Origin of the sequence: Streptomyces sp. NPDC001532 (assembly GCF_040298625.1) — a bacterium.
In the GTDB taxonomy this organism is placed as follows: domain Bacteria; phylum Actinomycetota; class Actinomycetes; order Streptomycetales; family Streptomycetaceae; genus Streptomyces.
In genome coordinates this window covers 87,127-104,200 of record NZ_JBEPAL010000031.1, presented here as the reverse complement: position 1 = coordinate 104,200, position 17,074 = coordinate 87,127, and the positions used below count along the sequence as shown (strand labels likewise).

General features: G+C 72.7%; 15 protein-coding genes. 7 read left to right on the top strand and 8 right to left on the bottom strand.

Going from position 1 to position 17,074, the window contains the following annotated elements:
* Window positions 1-893, bottom strand: an 893-nt coding sequence (locus ABT232_RS26115) for a DUF8189 domain-containing protein (protein WP_502975472.1), incomplete at its 3' end; no start/stop codon positions are given.
* Between the two features lie 366 nt (window positions 894-1,259).
* On the opposite strand from ABT232_RS26115, the gene ABT232_RS26110 reads away from it, so the two are divergent.
* From ABT232_RS26110 to ABT232_RS26100, 3 genes are read left to right on the top strand one after another with little or no spacing between them, the layout of a single operon-like run.
* A complete protein-coding gene (locus ABT232_RS26110; protein WP_351844074.1) occupies window positions 1,260-1,805 on the top strand; it encodes a DM13 domain-containing protein in 546 nt (181 codons plus the stop codon).
* Window positions 1,806-1,808: 3 nt separating this feature from the next.
* Entirely contained in the window at window positions 1,809-2,561 is a 753-nt protein-coding gene (locus ABT232_RS26105) for a response regulator transcription factor (RefSeq protein WP_351844071.1), read from the top strand.
* Window positions 2,558-3,730 carry a sensor histidine kinase gene (locus ABT232_RS26100; protein ID WP_351844069.1) on the top strand — a complete coding sequence of 391 codons (1,173 nt, stop codon included), beginning with the start codon at window positions 2,558-2,560 and terminating at the stop codon, window positions 3,728-3,730. The genes ABT232_RS26105 and ABT232_RS26100 overlap by 4 nt, the downstream gene beginning before the upstream one ends.
* A gap of 113 nt (window positions 3,731-3,843) precedes the next feature.
* On the opposite strand, the gene ABT232_RS26095 is transcribed toward ABT232_RS26100, so the two are convergent.
* The 7 genes from ABT232_RS26095 to ABT232_RS26065 all read right to left on the bottom strand — a co-directional run bounded on the left by ABT232_RS26095 (window position 3,844) and on the right by ABT232_RS26065 (window position 11,826).
* Complete coding sequence (locus ABT232_RS26095; RefSeq protein ID WP_351844066.1) at window positions 3,844-4,881, bottom strand: CU044_5270 family protein; 1,038 nt, start codon at window positions 4,879-4,881, stop codon at window positions 3,844-3,846.
* Window positions 4,878-5,516 carry an RNA polymerase sigma factor gene (locus ABT232_RS26090; protein ID WP_351844063.1) on the bottom strand — a complete coding sequence of 213 codons (639 nt, stop codon included), beginning with the start codon at window positions 5,514-5,516 and terminating at the stop codon, window positions 4,878-4,880. Before ABT232_RS26090 ends, ABT232_RS26095 begins: the two co-directional genes overlap by 4 nt.
* 125 nt (window positions 5,517-5,641) lie before the next feature.
* Window positions 5,642-5,866: a GXWXG domain-containing protein gene (locus ABT232_RS26085; protein WP_351844061.1), complete on the bottom strand. Its 225-nt coding sequence runs from the start codon at window positions 5,864-5,866 to the stop codon at window positions 5,642-5,644.
* Between the two features lie 132 nt (window positions 5,867-5,998).
* Complete coding sequence (locus ABT232_RS26080) at window positions 5,999-8,566, bottom strand: family 78 glycoside hydrolase catalytic domain (RefSeq protein ID WP_351844058.1); 2,568 nt, start codon at window positions 8,564-8,566, stop codon at window positions 5,999-6,001.
* 69 nt (window positions 8,567-8,635) lie between these two features.
* Window positions 8,636-9,538 carry a carbohydrate ABC transporter permease gene (locus ABT232_RS26075; RefSeq protein ID WP_351844055.1) on the bottom strand — a complete coding sequence of 301 codons (903 nt, stop codon included), beginning with the start codon at window positions 9,536-9,538 and terminating at the stop codon, window positions 8,636-8,638.
* A gap of 4 nt (window positions 9,539-9,542) precedes the next feature.
* Entirely contained in the window at window positions 9,543-10,427 is an 885-nt protein-coding gene (locus ABT232_RS26070; protein ID WP_351844053.1) for a carbohydrate ABC transporter permease, read from the bottom strand.
* A gap of 82 nt (window positions 10,428-10,509) precedes the next feature.
* On the bottom strand, window positions 10,510-11,826 hold the full coding sequence (locus tag ABT232_RS26065; RefSeq protein ID WP_351844050.1) for an ABC transporter substrate-binding protein: 1,317 nt from the start codon (window positions 11,824-11,826) through the stop codon (window positions 10,510-10,512).
* 293 nt (window positions 11,827-12,119) lie between these two features.
* Between ABT232_RS26065 and ABT232_RS26060 the strand changes: the two genes are divergently transcribed.
* The 4 genes from ABT232_RS26060 (at window position 12,120) to ABT232_RS26045 (ending at window position 17,047) form a co-directional block, all read left to right on the top strand.
* The gene (locus tag ABT232_RS26060) at window positions 12,120-13,133 is read left to right on the top strand and encodes a LacI family DNA-binding transcriptional regulator (RefSeq protein ID WP_351844048.1); all 1,014 of its coding nucleotides are present in this window, start codon (window positions 12,120-12,122) and stop codon (window positions 13,131-13,133) included.
* 138 nt (window positions 13,134-13,271) lie between these two features.
* Window positions 13,272-14,279, top strand: a complete 1,008-nt coding sequence (locus tag ABT232_RS26055) for a LacI family DNA-binding transcriptional regulator (protein ID WP_351844080.1) — start codon at window positions 13,272-13,274, stop codon at window positions 14,277-14,279.
* A gap of 492 nt (window positions 14,280-14,771) precedes the next feature.
* The gene (locus ABT232_RS26050; protein ID WP_351844045.1) at window positions 14,772-15,986 is read left to right on the top strand and encodes an FAD-dependent monooxygenase; all 1,215 of its coding nucleotides are present in this window, start codon (window positions 14,772-14,774) and stop codon (window positions 15,984-15,986) included.
* A 23-nt stretch (window positions 15,987-16,009) separates the two neighbouring features.
* Window positions 16,010-17,047, top strand: a complete 1,038-nt coding sequence (locus ABT232_RS26045; RefSeq protein ID WP_351844042.1) for a cupin domain-containing protein — start codon at window positions 16,010-16,012, stop codon at window positions 17,045-17,047.
* Window positions 17,048-17,074: the final 27 nt, after the last annotated feature.

Here is a 17,074-nt window from a genome sequence, read left to right as displayed (position 1 = left end):
ACCAGCACCGTCGGCCGCCCTTGCACCGCGCCACCCATGTCCACCCAGCCCGGATGCCACGCATGACCCTCCTCCGCCCCGCGCTGCCAGGTGTGCGTCACCCGGCCACCCGGGTCACGGGCGAACACCGACAACGCACGGTTCGGACTCAGGACGACGGCCGGATCGGAAGCCAGCTGCCCGCCCAACGAGACCCAGTCCGGCGCCCAGGCCCCCGCCTCCGACTGCCAGGTGTGCCACAAAGCCCCGTCGGCACCACGGACGAAGACCACCAGCTTGCCGTAACGCCCCACCAGAGCGAAGGGGCGACCGGTGGCACCAGGAGCGGGACGACCCAACGGGGTCCACGCAGACCAGGCCCCACCAGGAGCACTCTGCCAGCGGTGCGTGATCCCACCACCCGGCTCCACCCCGAACACCACCATGCCCGACCCCGTGTCCACCACCGACGGCACACCGACACTCAGCCGGGGCGTCCCGGTGTCCCCGGGGCCGACCGCGCGGGCCGCCTCCTCCAGCAGCGCCCGCGCCTTGGCCTCGGCCAGGTCGTAGCGGTCGGGGAAGCCCGACCGCTGGACGCGCTGGGCGGTCTGGCCGGCCGTCAGTCCGGGCGACTGCTGCTCCACCCGGACCGCGCGGACGAAGAACTGGCGGGCCGCGTAGGCCACGTTCATGATCTGCTCGGGGGTGCCCCAGCCCTGGCTGGGACGCTGCTGGAAGACACCGAGGGAATCGCGGTCCCCGCACGGCAGGTTGTTCATGTGGGACTCGACCCAGCCGGCTTCGAAACCGGCGAGCATCACCTTGTCGGAGACCCCGAGGGCGCGGCCCGTCGTGTAGACGGTCTTCGTGACCTCGGGATCGTGTACGGGCGGGACGGGGCAGGGTGCCATGGTTGCGTTCCTCCATGTCAGAGACGGAGCCGGCCGACTCCGAGCCTCTGTGCCCGCCGGAGCACCGGGCAAGTGTTTCCCTGTCGTCCCCGCAGGAGGAAACACCGGGTGCCGGTGCGGGGCCGCCGGCGGCAGAGCGCGACGATCCGGTCCGTGAGGGAGGCGAACGCGCCCTGCGACCCGCTCGACGAGCGGTCATGAGCCGACGTGCCGAAGTGCCGGCGACCCGCCGCGCCAGGGGACGTTACCGGTGTCTTACGGAGCGCTCCGCGTCGTACTGTCGGCGGGGGCCGTCGGTGTTTGCTGAGGGGAGGTCGGGGCCGGCCGGTGGCGGTCGGCCCGCTCGTTCCTCTTCAGGAGGTCTTGGTGTCCCGCGTGTCCCGCCGTGTCGTCGTGCCCGTCCTTCTCGTGCTGGTGGTCGTCGCCGGCGTCGGGCTCTTCCTCTTCCAGCCGTGGAAGGCGTTCACCGACACCACGGTGAACGAGGCCCTGCCCACCGCCTCCGCCCCGGTGGAGGAGCCCGGCGGGACGGTGAGCGGGACGCCTTCCGCTCCGGCCGCCGGGCCGCGGGACCTCGCGAAGGGCCGTTTCGTCACCCATGAGCACGACACCAGCGGGACCGCCCGTACGATACGGCTCGCGGACGGCGGTCAGGTGCTGCGGCTGGAGAACCTCAGGACCTCCGAGGGGCCGGACGTCCGGGTGTATCTCTCGGCCCGGGACGCCGACGCGGTACGGACGGGGCTGGGAGACGAGGTGGTCGAACTGGGCGGGCTCAAGGGCAACCTGGGCAATCAGAACTACACGGTGCCGGCCGGCACGGACCTGTCCGGGTTCCGCAGCGCCGTCATCTGGTGCGAGCGGTTCTCGGTCTCCTTCGGCGCGGCCGACCTGTCCCCGGTGAAGGGCTGACCCTTGGACACCCGCCCCGCCCCCGCTCCCGGTCCGGGCCGCCGGGTCCTCGTCGTCGAGGACGAGCCGACCGTCGCCGAGGTCGTCATCGGCTACCTCAGCCGTGCGGGTCACCGGGTCGAGCACGCCGCCGACGGACTCGCCGCGCTGGAACTCGCCGCCGCGCTGCGGCCCCAGCTGGTCGTCCTCGATCTGATGCTGCCGGGCCTGGACGGCCTGGAGGTGTGCCGCAGGCTGCGGGCGGGCGACGGGCCGCCGGTGCCCGTGGTCATGCTGACCGCGCGCGGTGAGGAGGCGGACCGCATCCTGGGCCTGGAGCTGGGCGCGGACGACTACCTGACCAAGCCGTTCAGCCCTCGTGAACTGGTGCTGCGGGTGGCCTCGGTACTGCGCCGCGCCGAGGCACCGCCGCCCGCCGCCTCCGTGGAGCTGCGGGCCGGTGATCTGGTCGTCGACCCGGCCGCCCGCCGGGCCGAACGAAGCGGCCGCGAACTGTCGCTCACAGCGCGCGAGTTCGATCTGCTGGTCTTCCTGCTGCGCCACCCGGGCCGGGTGTTCTCCCGCGAGGAGCTGCTGCGGCAGGTGTGGGGGTGGGAGTTCGGCGACACCTCGACCGTCACCGTGCACATACGGCGGCTGCGCGAGAAGGTCGAGGACGATCCGGCCGCGCCGAGGCTCATCAGCACCGTGTGGAGCGCCGGATACCGCTTCGATGCGCCCGGCGCCGGGGCGGGCGACGGGAGTCGCCCGCCGTGATCGACATGCTCATCATCGTCGCCCTGGCGGCCCTCGGCGCGCTGCTCGCCGGACTGGCCGCCGCGCCGGCCGTCACCCTGCTGCGCCGCCGCTCGGTCGTGCTGTCGATGTTCGCGGTGGCCGCGCTCGCCGTCGTCGCGATGGCGGCGGGCACGGTCGCGGTGGCGCTGGAGATGTTCCTGTCGGGGCACGATTTCCGCGTGGTGCTGATCGTGGTGGCCGTCTCGGGTGCCATCTCCCTCGGTGCCGCGCTGCTGTTCGGCCGCCGCATCGCCGGTGGCAGCCGGGAACTCGCCCTGGCGGCTCGCGAGGTGGGCAGCGAGGCCGGGTTCGTGGCGCCCGCCGACCCGCCCACGGCGGAACTCGCCGCGCTCGCCGCCGCGCTGGAGGAGACCAGTGCGCGGCTGAGGGCGGCGCAGGCGCGCGAGCGGTCGCTGGACGCCTCGCGGCGGGAGCTGATCGCCTGGATCTCGCACGATCTGCGGACGCCGCTCGCGGGGCTGCGGGCGATGGCCGAGGCCCTGGAGGACGGGGTCGTCCCGGACCCCGGCCGTTACCACACCCGGATGCGCACCGAGGTGGAGCGGTTGTCCGGCATGGTCGACGACCTCTTCGAGCTGTCCCGGATCCAGGCCGGGTCCCTGGAGCTGGTCCTGGCCCGGGTGTCGGTCTACGACCTGGTGAACGACGCCCTCGCCACGACCCGGCCGCTCGCGGACGAGCGGGGGGTGCGGCTGGTGGACGGCGGTGTCACACCGCTGCCGGTCCGTGTCGACGGCCAGGGCATCACCCGGGTGCTCGGCAACCTCCTGGTCAACGCCATCCGGGCGACGCCGGCGGACGGAACCGTCGCGGTGAGCGCGCGCCGCGAGGACGACATGGTCGTCCTCGCGGTCGAGGACTGCTGCGGTGGCATCCCGGAGCAGGATCTCAGGCGGGTGTTCGACACGGGCTGGCGCGGCGGTGAGGCCCGTACCCCGCCCTCCGGTGGTACGGCGGCTTCCGAGGCCGTGGCCGCGGACCGGGGGCGGCACGGGGACACCGGCGCGGGGCTCGGGCTCGCGATCGTCCGCGGCATCGTCGAGGCGCACGCCGGGCGGGCCTCGGTCCGCAACACGGCGTCGGGGTGCCGCTTCGAGATCACCGTCCCGGCGGCCGACGCCCGCTGACGTGGACGGCGCCCGCCGCGGCGGGCGGCAGCCGGGGCCGGGACGCTTGACGGCGGGCCGCCGTTCAGGGGCGGGCGGCAGCCGGGGCCGGACGCTCGACGGCGGGCCGCCGTTCAGGGGCGGGCGCCCGGCTTGTCGACCACGCCCCAGGCCGCACGGGCGCCGATCATCGGGGCGGCGTCGAAGGCCGGTTCGCCGGGCGGCGTCGTCATGCCCTTCGGCGGTTCCGGGGGCGCCGAGCGCTTGATCGCGCCGAGGTAGGCGTAGGTCCGCGGGTCGAAGAACAGCTGCTGCTTGCCCTGCCAGCCGGACGGGGTGGGCTCGGCGTAGTTCACGGCGACCGCGATGGCCGGGCGGCCGAGGGGGTCCTCGACGCCCTTCTCCACCCGGGCGCCCGGGATCTTCGCCAGCGCCCGGAAGAGGCCCGCCTGGACATGGGGCGGGATGAGGACGGAGCGGTGGAGGACCTCGATCTCGCGCCAGTCCCGCTGGGCCTGTGTCTCACCCTCGATGTCTCCGATGGCGTGCTCCTCGCGGATCCGTCGCATCATCCGGCCGGGGTCGCTGGGCAGGGTGACGAGGAAGCGCCAGAACTGCCGCTGGGAACGGTCGTCGTAGCCCTCCTTCGCCCACTTCTCCTCCTGGTTGGGTCCGTACCAGACCTGGAGTTCGTTCGGGTCGAAGTCGGAGATGTCGCCGCCGCGCGGGATGCCGGGCAGCTGCGCGTGCCCCGTGCCGTCCCACCGGGTCCACTCCTCCCCCGTCCGGAGCTCGCCGCCGACGCGGATCGCGGACTTCTCGTAGACCCACTGCTTCGGTCGCGGCTCGGTGACGGCGCTCTTCTCCACCGTGGCCGCGGCCAGTTCCAGCGCCTCGGCCGAGGCCTGCGCGGAGAGCACCCGGCGGCCGTCGGCGGAGTCCTGACGGGGTTCGTCCTCCAGCCGGGAGACGACGATCCCGCCGGTCACCGCGGCGGCGGCCGCCGCGGCCACCAGGACGACCCTGCGGCGCGGGCGCGGCACGGCCGGAGCGGCCGGCCGGCGTCCGGCGGACTCCTCACGGAACGCCTCGGTGAGCCGTTCGCGTGCGGGCGCGAGGCGGTCGCCGTCGGGCTCGGGAGCGTCGGCGCGCAGCTTCATCAGCTCGGTCATGCGGGATCACCTTCGGTGAGGCGGGTGGCGAGGAGGGGGTCGTAGGCGCCGGTCGCGGCGCGCAGCTTCTTGCGGGCCCGGTTGAGCCGGGACCGGACCGTCCCCACGGGGATGTCCAGTGCCTGCGCGATCTCCTGGTAGGTGAAGTCGGCCCACGCGAACAGCAGCAGCACATGCCGGTCGCCCTCGGAGAGCCGGGCCAGCGCGCCGGCCAGGGTGCGGGAGGCGGCCTGCGCGGCGACGCGGTCGTCGGCGGAGTCGGTCCACGTCTCGGCGACGGGGTCGCCGCCGGTGCGGGCGAGGATGCGCAGCGCCTTGATCTCCTCGCGGCGGTGCCGGCTGATCTGCTTGGCGGCGATGCCGTGCAGCCAGGGGCGGACGCCGGCGCGGTCCGCGTCGAAGCGGGCCCGGATCCGGAAGGCCGTGAGGAAGGTCTCCGCGGTGACGTCGTCGGCCGCGTCCCGTCCCAGGCGCCGGGCGACGTAGCGGTGGACGGCGGGCGCGTGGCGGTCGAAGAGTGCGGCGAAGTGCTCCGGTCTGTCGAGGGACGCCGCGATCAGTGCGGCGTCATCGTCGGCGGTGTCGCCGCCGAGGGTGCCCTCCGCCGGTGGGGGAAGGCACGGGGATTCAGTCATGGACGGTCCGTGGGGTGTGGTGGGCGGTCGGATGCGGTGCGATCGGGACAGCGTTCACCTGTACTTGCCGGGGAGGCGGGAACGGGTTCACGCCGGGCGTCGGCAGCCGCACCGCCGGGGCGTCCTCAGCGGGACGTGCCGACCGTCGGGGCCGTTTCTCGGTCCTGGGACGTCCTGCCGTACCAGCCGGCATTGCCGAGCCGACCGTTGAGCGGATGCCCGGTGTCGCACTCGCCGCCCGCCGCTCGCCGAGGACATCCGGGACGCGGACGTCCTCGTCCCGGACGTCTTGGACGCGGACGCGCGGCGACGCGGCCCGGACGGCGTCCGGTTCCGGTGGAGTCGAGCATCCGCACTGTGTATCACCGCTTCGTCCGGGATGGTCGGGGGCGGACCTTCCGGAAAGGGGTGGAACCGGCCGTCGGGTCAGGTCGACGGCCGGTTCCGGCTGGGTGGGCGCTCGCGTCGCCGGTGCGCTCGGGTCAGGCGGCTCGCCCGGCGAGTTCCGCGCTGTGGAGCACATGCCGCCCGGGGGCGAGGACGACCGGTGCGCAGCCCGGCAGTTCGGCGGTGGCCGTGCAGCCCTCGGGCACGGTGGCGCGGGCGGTCATGCCGTCCGCGGTGAGTTCCCAGGACAGTTCGGCGGTGCCGTACGGCGTCTCGTGGCGGGTGCGGGCCCAGGTGATGCCGCCGCCGGGCCGCGGACGGAAGGCGAGGGTCCGGTAGCCGGGTGCGGTGGCGGTGACGCCGCCGACGACGCGGTGCAGCCAGTCGGCGACCGCGCCGAGGGCGTAGTGGTTGAAGGAGGTCATGCCGCCGGGGTTGAGGGTGCCGTCCGGGCGCATGCTGTCCCAGCGCTCCCAGATGGTGGTGGCTCCCATGGTGACGGGGTACAGCCAGGACGGGCACTCGGTCTGGGTGAGGAGGCGGTAGGCGATGTCCAGGTGGCCGGTGTCGGTGAGGGCGTCGCAGATCAGTGGCGTGCCGACGAAACCGGTGGCGATACGGGCGTCGTCGGCGAGGACGAGTTCGGCGAGCCGGTCGCCGGCGGCCCGCCGCTGTTCCGGGGTGAGCAGTCCGAAGGCGATGGCGAGGGCGTAGGCGGTCGCGCTGTCGCTGGTCATGCGGCCGGAGGGAAGGACGTAGCGGCGGCGGAAGGCGGCCGCCACCTCCTCGGCGAGGGCGGTGTAGCGCGCCGCCTCCGCCGTCTCGCCCAACTCGGCCGCCGCGAGCGCGAGATGGCGGGCGGAGTGGGCGAAGTAGCCGGTGGCGACGAGGTGGCGGTCGGTGCGTCCGGCGGCCGGGTCCTCGGGCGGGGCGGCCGGGTCGAGCCAGTCGCCCAGCTGGAAGCCGGTGTCCCAGAGCCGGCCGGGACCGGCGAGGCGTTCCATCAGGTCGACCCAGGCCTTCGCCATGGCGTGGTGCTTGCGGAGCAGGTCGAGATCGCCGAAGCGCTGGTAGAGCACCCAGGGCGTCAGGGTGGCGACGTCGCCCCAGGCGGCGCCGGGCTGGATGGGCGTCCACATGGGTGCGCCGGGGATGACGGGCACGTACCAGGGGATGGTGCCGTCGGGCAGTTGCTCCAGGCCGACGTCGGTGAGCCAGCTGTCGAGCATGCCGGCGCAGTCGTAGAGGAAGCTCGCGGTGGGGGCGAAGACCTGGATGTCGCCGGTCCAGCCGAGGCGTTCGTCGCGTTGCGGGCAGTCGGTGGGGATGTCGACGAAGTTGCCGCGCATGCTCCACACGACGTTCTCGTGCAGCCGGTCGATCAGCGGGTCGCTGCAGGTGAACCAGCCGGTGCGGCGCATGTCGGTGTGGTACACGCGGGCGGTCACCGCGTCGGGGGTCAACTCGCCGGGCCAGCCGGTGATCTCGGCGTAGCGGAAGCCGTGCAGGGTGAAGCGGGGTTCCCAGGTATAGGGGCCGGTGCCGGGGAGGATCAGGGTGTCGACGGCGTGCGCCTCGCGCAGCGGGCGGGTGGCGAGCGCGCCGTCCTCCAGCACCTCGGCGTGGCGCAGGGTGACGGTGTGCCCGGCCGGGCCGTCGGCGGTGACCCGGAGGCGGCCGACGAGGTTCTGGCCGAAGTCGAGGAGGTGGCGGCCGTCCTCGGTGCGGGTGATGCCGACCGGGGTGACCTCCTGGGTGCAGCGCACCGGCGGCCCTTCCGGTGCCGTGAGGGTGCGCGGGTCCCGGGTCCCGACGCGCACCGGGGTCCAGCCGACGTCGGTGGCGCCCGGCGTGGCCCAGTGCGGGTCGTCGAGGCGGGCGTCGAAGGTCTCGCCCTCGTACAGTCCGCTGGTGAGGATCGGTCCGGGTGCCGCGTGCCACGAGCCGTCGGTGGCGATGACGCTGGTGGTGCCGTCGTCGTGGGTCACTTCGAGCTGGGCGACGAGGGACTGGTCGGTGCCGTAGATGTTGCGGGTGCCGCCGTCGAAGCCGTACCGGCCGCGGTACCAGCCGTCGCCGAGCCAGGCGCCGACGGTGTTGGGGCCCTCGGTGAGGTGGCCGGTGACGTCGTGGGTGCGGTAGCGCAGCCGCTCGGGGTAGACGGTCCAGCCCGGGGCCAGTGCCTCGTCGCCGACGCGGCGTCCGTTGATCTCCACCTCGTACAGGCCGTGGGCGGTGACGTGCAGCCGGGCGCGGATGACGGGCCGGTCGAGGTGGAAGTCCTTGCGGACGCGGGCCGGCCTGCGGTCGGCGCCGGGGTCCTCGTCCCAGGCGGCGCCGACCGGTACGGCCTGCCAGTCGGCGGGGGTGAGCAGGCCCGCCTCGACCGCGCGGGGCTCGCTCCACGCCGAGGGGTGCTCCGCGCCCGCGGTCCAGACGCGGACGCGGACGGTGACGCGTTCCCGGGAGGTCAGCGGCTGTCCGGGCCAGGCCACCAGCACCTGCTCGGCGCTGTCGACGCGGCCGGTGCGGTGGGTGCGGCCGCCGCGGTCGAGTTCGAGTTCGTACGCCTCCTGGGGGCCCGATCCGGGCGTGAGGGTCCAGGACAGGCGGGGGGCGGCGACTCCGATGCCGAGGCCGTCCGGATGGTGTTCGAAGGACACCGGGGAGGTCTGAGGGGACAGCAAGGGAAACCTTTCGTCACATGCGCGGGGCGGGAGGCGGACGCGTGGTCAGCCCTTGACCGCTCCCGAGGTGAGACCCTTCATGACCTTCTGGTTGAGGAAGAGGTAGATCAGGAGGGTGCCGAAGACGTTGATGCAGATCGCGGCGAACAGCGGGCCGTACTGGGTGGCGCCGAAGTCGCCGGTGAAGTTGAGCAGGCCGACCTGGATGGTGCGCAGATCCTGGTCGTTGGTGAAGGTCAGCGCGATGAGCAGGTCGTTCCAGATGAAGAAGAACTGCACCAGGCCGACGGTGAGGAGCGCGTTGCGGACGACGGGGACGCTGATGGTCCAGAAGGCGCGCAGGATGCCGGCGCCGTCGATGGTGGCCGCCTCGAACAGCTCCCGCGGGACCGTCTTGTAGTAGGTGGCCATCATGAAGACGGTCAGCGGCAGGCCGGTGCCGGTGTAGGTGAGGATCAGCGGCCAGAGCGTGCCGGACAGCCCGGTCTGGAAGTACACGGTGAACAGCGGCAGCAGGATCATCTGCGGCGGCACCATCATGCCCGCGAGGAAGACCAGCAGGGTCAGGCTGCGGCCCTTCCACACCATGATCTGGAGGGCGAAGCCGGCGGCCGTGCCCAGCAGCAGGATCAGGGCCAGTGCGGGTACGACGGCCAGCAGGCTGTTCTGCACGTACAGGCCGATGTTGCCGGTGGTCCACGCCTCGGCGTAGTTGCCCCACTCCCAGGTGGTGGGCAGGCTCCAGGTGGAGTTGTTCAGATAGTCGCTGTTGGACTTCAGCGAGGTGAGGAACATCCAGACCAGCGGGTAGAGCTCGACGACCAGCAGCAGGCCGACGACGATCTTCACCCACAGCCGGCTTCCGGGCCGGCGTCCGCGCGGGCGGGCGGTGCCGTCGGCGGGGCCGCGGCGCCGTACGGCGGTCTTCACAGGGGTCTCGACGGCCATGGGATCAGCCCTCCGTGAGGTCGCGCCGCGAGACGCGGTAGACGACCAGGCTCACCAGCAGGCACACCACGGTCAGCAGCAGGGCGATGGTGCTGCCGTAGCCGTAGTCGCCGTAGGTGAACGACGTCTGGAACATGTACAGGGTCAGGGGTGTGGTGCCGTTGCCGGGGCCGCCGTTCGTGAGGGCGACGACCGAGTCGAAGACCTTCAGGGTGCCGTTGATGCTGAAGATCAGCGACGACATCAGCACGGGCAGGGACAGCGGCAGCACGATGTGCCGCACCAGCCGCGGTCCGGACGCCCCGTCCAGCCGGGCCGATTCGAGGACCTCGTCCGGGATGTCGACGAGTCCGGCGAAGAGCAGCACGGCGTAGAAGCCCATCGAGCGCCAGATGTCCATGACGATCAGCACCCAGAAGGCACTGCCGGCGCTGCCGAAGAAGTCGACCGACTCCAGTCCGACCGCGTTCAGCAGCGAGTTGACCGGTCCGGTCTGGGGCGCGACCTGGAAGAACTTCTGGAAGAGCAGGCCCACCGCGACCGTGGGCAGCACGACCGGGAAGAACACCAGGGTGCGGATGAGGGCCGAGGCACGCTTGAGGAAGAAGACGTACAGCAGCGCCAGGAGGTAGCCGGCGACGACCTGGCCGACCGTCACGACGACGGCGTACTTCAGGGTGAACCACAGGGCGTCGTGGACGGCCGGGTCGTCGAGGAGGCGGGAGAAGTTGGCGACGCCGTTGCCGGTGAAGCCGTCGATGGTGTTGCCCTCGGTGAAGGAGTACCCGAGGGACCACACCATGGGGACCAGCATGATCAGTGAGTAGACGAGGAGGGCGGGACCGAGCAGGATCGCGATGGCTCTGCGGTCACCGAGTACGCGGTGCATGGATGGTTTCCACTTCGTTTCCGTTGAGGAGGCCGGGGCCGGCGCGGCGGGGGCGGCGCACGCGCACACCGCCCCCGGCGGCTCACTGGTCGGCCAGCGCGTCCTGGACCGTCTGCATGAACTGCTTCGGGCTCATGCCGCCGCCGACCAGGCTCGCCGCGTTGGTCTGGCTGACGGTGGTCGCCTTGGTGCTGAACAGGGCCTCGAACCACAGCACGTTCCGCTGCGAGGAGCTGATGGTGTCGCGGACCTGGGTGGTGACCTCGTTGGCGTCCTTCACCTCGGCGCCGACCTTGAAGCCGGAGATGGCGCCGTGGTCCTTCAGCGCGGTGCTGCCGTAGTTCTTCGCGATGCAGGAGACCCAGTCGCCGGTCTTGTCGTCGAAGGACTCGGCGCCCAGGGTGATGCCGAGGCCGACGTTGGAGGGGTACTGGTCGATCGAGCCCTTGCCGCCGGAGACGGCCGGGAACGGCATGAAGCCGACGTTCTCGGCGCCGACCTTGTTCTGCTCGGCGTCGGAGATGTTCGCCAGCGCCCAGCTGCCCATGTAGAACATGGCGGCGTCGCCGGTGAGGAACTGGTTCATGGCGGTGTCGTAGTCGATGGAGCCGACGCCCTTGCCGAAGTAGCCCTTCTCGCCGAGCTCGGCGATCTCCTCGGCGGCCTTCACGTACTCGGGGTCGGTCAGCTTCGCCTTGCCGTCGGCGACGTCCTTGAGCGCGTCGGGACCCAGGCTGCGGTAGAGGTAGCCGCTGATCAGGCGGGTCAGCGGCCAGCCCTGCTGACCGGAGGCGGAGAACGGCTGGACGCCCTTGGACTCCAGCTTCGCGGCGGCCGAGACGAGCTCGGCCCAGGTGCCGGGGACCTTCAGGCCGTTCTCCTGGAAGATCTTCTTGTTGTAGAAGATCCCCTCGATGTTGTACTCGTACGGCAGCACGTCCAGCTTGCCGCCGTACAGCGCCTTGATCGTGGAGACGGCGGCGGGCTCCAGCTGGTCGTACACGCCGAGCGCCTTCAGCTCCTTCTCCAGGTCGGCGACCTTGCCGGACTTGGAGAGCTGCTGGGTGAGGGCGGGGGCGTTGCCGGCCGCGAACTGGACCGGCAGGGCGTTCTGGCCGGCCAGCAGCTGGAGCTTCTGGTCGAGGCTCGCCTGCGGGACGGTCTCCACCTTCAGCGGCAGGGCCTCGTTCGCCGTCTCGCACGCGCCCTTCGACAGGGTGGTGAGCGCGCCCTTGACGGTGGTGTTCTCGGTGACGCTCAGGTAGCTGAACTCCTCGGGCGCGGAGGCGGTGCCGCCGCCGCTGCCGCCGCAGGCGGTGACGAGGAGGGCCATGGAGGCGGCGCCGGCCGTGAGGAGGGACAGACGCGTACGGCGGGCGCTGGACATGCGGAAGGACACGAAGACTCCCGAGGTCGTGAGAGGAGGGAAGGGCGACGGGGCGCTCGAAGCGGTGGCTAGGCGGCGACGGGCCGGGCCGCAGGTGGAGCGGCGTAAAACGTTCTCCACACCGAAGTGGGCAACACCCTGCACCGGTGGCGCGAAGCCGTCAAGACACAGACACGTAACATCGAGTTCTTCGACAAGAGGGCTTGACGCACCCCATAGGCTCTCGTGTAGACCGTTGCACTACACCTACGGAAACCGGAGCGCAGACGATGGACGGGGCCGACACACCCAGGCAGAACAGACGGGTGACGATCACCGACGTCGCCCGGCACGCGGGCGTGTCCACCGCCGCCGTGTCCAAGGTCCTGCGCAACGCCTACGGCGTGAGCCCCGCCATGCAGGAGAAGGTGCGCTCGGCCATCGCCGAGCTCGGCTACCGCCCGCACGCCGCGGCACGCGGGATGCGCGGCCGGACCTACACGATCGGGGTGCTGCTGGACAACGTCCGCAACGCGTTCTTCGCCGACATCCTCGACGGCATCAGCGAGGAGCTGCGCCACAGCGAGTACACCGTACTGCTCGGCGCGGCCGGCTTCGAGCCGGAGGAACAGGCCCGCACCGTCCGCGCCCTGGTGGACCGCCAGATGGACGGACTGATCCTCATCGCGCCGGGCACCCCGCGGGCCGAGGTGCTGGCCACGGCCGCCACCACACCGACCGTCGTCATCGGCCACCACGACACCGCCGACAGCCACGACTCGGTGGTGGACGCCGACGACGTCGGCGCGGAACTGGTGGTCGATCACCTCGTCGCGCTCGGCCACCGCGACATCGCGCTGGTGTCGGCCGCCGGCGCCAAGGCCGGCCAGTGGAAGCGCACACCGGAGATCGTGCTGACGGACGGCTACCTCAAGGCCATGCGACGGCACGGGCTCGCGGAACGGGCCCAGGTCCACCATGCCGCGTACTCCGACGAGGGCGGCTTCAAGGCGGGCATGACCCTGCTGACGGCCGAGCGTCCGCCGACCGCCATCATGGCCGGCGCCGACGTCGCCGCCCTCGGCATCTACCGGGCGGCGCACGAGCTGGGGCTGCGCATCCCGGACGACGTCTCGCTCGTCGGCTACAACAACACCGCCCTCGCCGCACTGGCCCCCGTCCAGCTGACCAGCGTCGACCAGGCCGGACACACCATGGGCTCCGCCGCCGCCCGGATGCTCATCGAACGGGTGGAGGGCCGACGGGACCGGCCCATGCGGACCACGATGACCCCACGCCTGGTGGCGCGCTCCAGCACCGCGGCGCCGCGCGGCCTTTAGACCGTGGACCGACGACCGCCCGCCGCGCCCGCGCCGCGGCAGGAGCCGGGGCGGCAGCCGCCGGAGCCCGCGCTCCTCGCCGGCCCCCGCGCACGGCGGACGACGGAGGGGGACGGGCGCGGCCGGCGCAGGGTCGGTGTGAAGGACGTGGCGCGCGAGGCCGGTGTGTCGCTCGGCACCGTCTCGAACGTGCTGAACCGTCCCGAGATCGTGGCCGAGGCCACCCGCGCCCGTGTCCTGCACGTGATCGACGCACTGGGCTACGTCCGGGCCGAGGGCGCCTGGCAGGTGCGCGGACTGACCTCCCGGGTGCTCGCGGTGATGGTGCTCGACCTGGCCGACCCGTCCCTCACGGCGCTCGCCTCCGGTGTCGAACAGGCCGCCCGCGAGGCCGGCCTCGGGGCGATGATGTGCACCGGCGCCCACGACCCCGCGCAGGCGGCACGCCATCTCGCCCTGATCACCTCCCATCAGATCCGCGGTGCCGTGCTGGCCTCCGGCGAGGGCGTCGACCGGACCGTCGCCGCGCTGCGCCGCAACGCGGTCCCGTTCGTCGTCGCCGACCGGCACGCTCCGCATCCCGGCGCCTGCTCGGTCGGGATCGACGACGTCGCCGGAGGGCACGCGGCGGTGCGGCACCTGATCGAGCGCGGTCACCGCTCCCTGGCGTACATCGGCGGCCCGGACCGTCTGCAGCGAATCCGGGACCGGCGCCAGGGCGCCGCGGAGGCCGTCGTGGCGGCGGGGCTGCCACGGACCGCGCTGCGGGAACTGCCGTGCCCCGATCTCACCGTGGCCGCCGGCCGGGACGCCGGACACCGCCTGCTCGGCCTGCCGCGCCGGCCGACGGCCGTCTTCTGCGCCGACGACCTGCTCGCCCTGGGCGTGCTGCAAGCGCTCTACGAGGCAGGTCTGCGGGTGCCGGACGACATGGCCGTGGTCGGCTACGACGACATGGAGTTCGCCGCGTCCGCCGTCGTGCCGCTCACCTCGGTACGCCGCCCGGCCGCCGAGATGGGCCGGCAGGCGGGCCGCCTGCTCATCGAGGACACGGCCCGCGACACGGCCCGGCACCGGCACGCGCACGTCGTGCTCCAGCCCGAACTGGTCGTCCGCCGGTCGACCATGGCGGGACCGGCCCGCTGACAGCGGGCGGACGCGGCGGTGTCCGGGCGAGCGGACGGGCTCGGGCATGGCGGTGTTCCAGGAGCGAGGACGGTACGGCGCCGCGGGGCGGGCGGTGCGGGAGGGCGGTCCGGGGAGGCGGTGCGGGAGGGCCGGCCGCCGTCGGCCGGCGCGAGGCGTTCCCCGACTATGCGCGCCGCCGATCGGCTCGCGCACCCCTTCCGCCATCGGGTTTTCGTATGCCGCTGATCCAGCGCGTGGATACCCGCGCAGGTCGAAGTCGATTTCTTCGATCTCGTCGATGAGCTCCCCCGCGAACCGTTGACACGGGCGCACCACCCTCCCAATATGATCCGTACACCAATCATTGATGTACAGATCATCAGCGTGGCAGCCGGCGGCTTGTGCACAGCGCCGCCCGCCGCGTCATCCCTCGCCCGACGCCCTCCCCTCGCCCGCGCTCCCCCTGCCCGACCCGCCTGTCCGCCTGTCCGCCCGTTCCAAGGAGCCCGTATGCCCGTGACCCCTGCCCCGCTCCGCATCGCCGTCGTCGGCGGCGGTATCGGCGGACTGGCCGCCGCGCTGGCGATCGCCCGCGCCGGTCACCAGGTCACCCTGCTGGAACAGGCCGCCCGGTTCGGCGAGATCGGGGCCGGCCTCCAGCTCGCCCCGAACGCCTCGCTCGCCCTCGAGGAACTCGGCGTCCTCGACGCGGTCCGGCGGACCGCGGTCGCACCGCCCCGGCTCGTGATGATGGACGCCCTGACAGGGGACGAGGTCACCTCCCTCGACCTGCGCGGCGCCGCCTACCGCGAGCGCTTCGCCCACCCCTACCTGGTCACCCACCGCACCGACCTGCACGCCGCGCTGCTGGCCGCCTGCCAGGAACACCCCGCCGTCACCCTGCGCACCGGGCACACCGTCACCGGCGTCGAACAGGACGCCTCGGGCGTACGCGTGCACTGCGCCGGATCGACGGCGGTCCTGGCCGCCGACGCGGTCGTGGCGGCGGACGGCCTGCGCTCCCGGCTGCGGCAGGCCCTGGTGGGCGACGGGCAGCCGGTCTGCTCCCGCTACGTGGCCTTCCGCGGGGCCCTGCCCGCCGAGCGGATGACCGGCGCCATGTCGCGGCATGCCGCGTCGGAGGCGGTGATGGTGTGGGCCGGGCCGCGCATGCACCTCGTGCAGTACCCGGTGCGGCGCGGAGAGCTGTACAACCAGGTCGCCGTGTTCGAGAGCGACGGCTACACGCCGGACCACGACGACTGGGGCACCGAGGCCGAGCTGGAGGAGCGCTTCGCCGGGGCCTGTCCCGCCGTACGCGACGCGCTTCCCCTGGTGGCCCGTGACCGGCGCTGGCCCCTCTACGACCGCCTGCCCGTCGACGACTGGGTGCACGGCCGCGTCGTCCTGCTCGGCGACGCCGCCCACCCGATGCTCCAGTACCTGGCGCAGGGCGCCTGCCAGGCACTGGAGGACGCCGTCGCCCTGGGCCAGGAGCTCGGCCGGACCGGCGATCCCGGCGAGGCGTTCACCGCGTACGCGGACCGGCGCCGCGAGCGGGCCGCGCGCATCCAGGCCGATGCCCGCCGCTTCGGCGAGATCTGCCACCTGGAGGGCATGGGCGCCACGCTGCGCAACCTGCTCCTCTCGTCCCGCTCCCCCGAGGACTTCGACGACATCGCCTGGGTGTGGACCCCGGCCCCCGCCGCCGTCCCCACCCCGTGAGCCACCGACCGCAGGAGGACACCATGACCGACGAACTCGCGTACAAGGCTCTGGAGGGCCTGGGCGCGGCTCCGCTGTGGCGCTTCTACGGCAACCTCTTCCCCGCCGAGCCCAAGAGCCGCGCCGTGCCCCACCGGTGGAGCTGGCGGGAGCTGCGACCGCATCTGCTGCACTTCTCCGGGACGCTGTCCCTGGAGGAGGCGGAACGGCGGGTGCTGATGCTGGTCAACCCGGGCCTGACCGATCCCCCGGCCACCGTCAACACCCTCTACGCCGGCCTCCAGATCATCCTGCCCGGCGAGACCGCACAGGCCCACCGGCACACCTCCAACGCGTTCCGCTTCGTCCTGGAGGGCGACGGCGCCTGGACGACCGTCGACGGGGAGCGTGTCTTCATGTCTCCGGGCGACCTGCTGCTCACACCCGGGTGGCACTGGCACGACCACACCCATCAGGGCGACGCGCCGATGATCTGGCTCGACGCCCTCGACTACCCGCTGGTCAACGCACTGGAGGCGGGCTTCTACGAGCAGTACCCGCAGCGCCTCCAGCCCGTGACACGGCCCGACGACGCGGGCAGCAGGCAGTTCCTGCACGGCCGGCTGAACCCGGTCTGGCTCACCCCGGACGGCCCGAACTCCCCCGTCACCCGCTACACCTGGCAGGAGACCCAGCGGGCCCTGGACGGCATCGCCGACACCGCCGAGGGCAGCGACGTCGACGGCATCGTCCTGGAGTACACCAACCCCTGGACCGGCGGACCGGTGATGCCCACCATCGGCTGCCGCGTCCAGCGCCTGCGGCCCGGCTTCCGCGGCGCCGGACGCCGGCACACCGCGTCCACCGTCTTCAGCGTCGTGCGCGGCGAAGGCACCACCGTCGTCGACGGCGTACGGCTGGACTGGTCCGCCAAGGACACCTTCGCCGTGCCCGGCTGGTCGTCCTACCGGCACCTCAACACCTCGTCGTCGGGCGACGCCGTGCTGTTCTCCTACAGCGACGAGCCCGTCATGCGCTCCCTCGGCCTCTACCGCACGGAAAGCGCCGACCCCGGCGCCTGATCCGCCCCCACCGACACCTCACAAGGA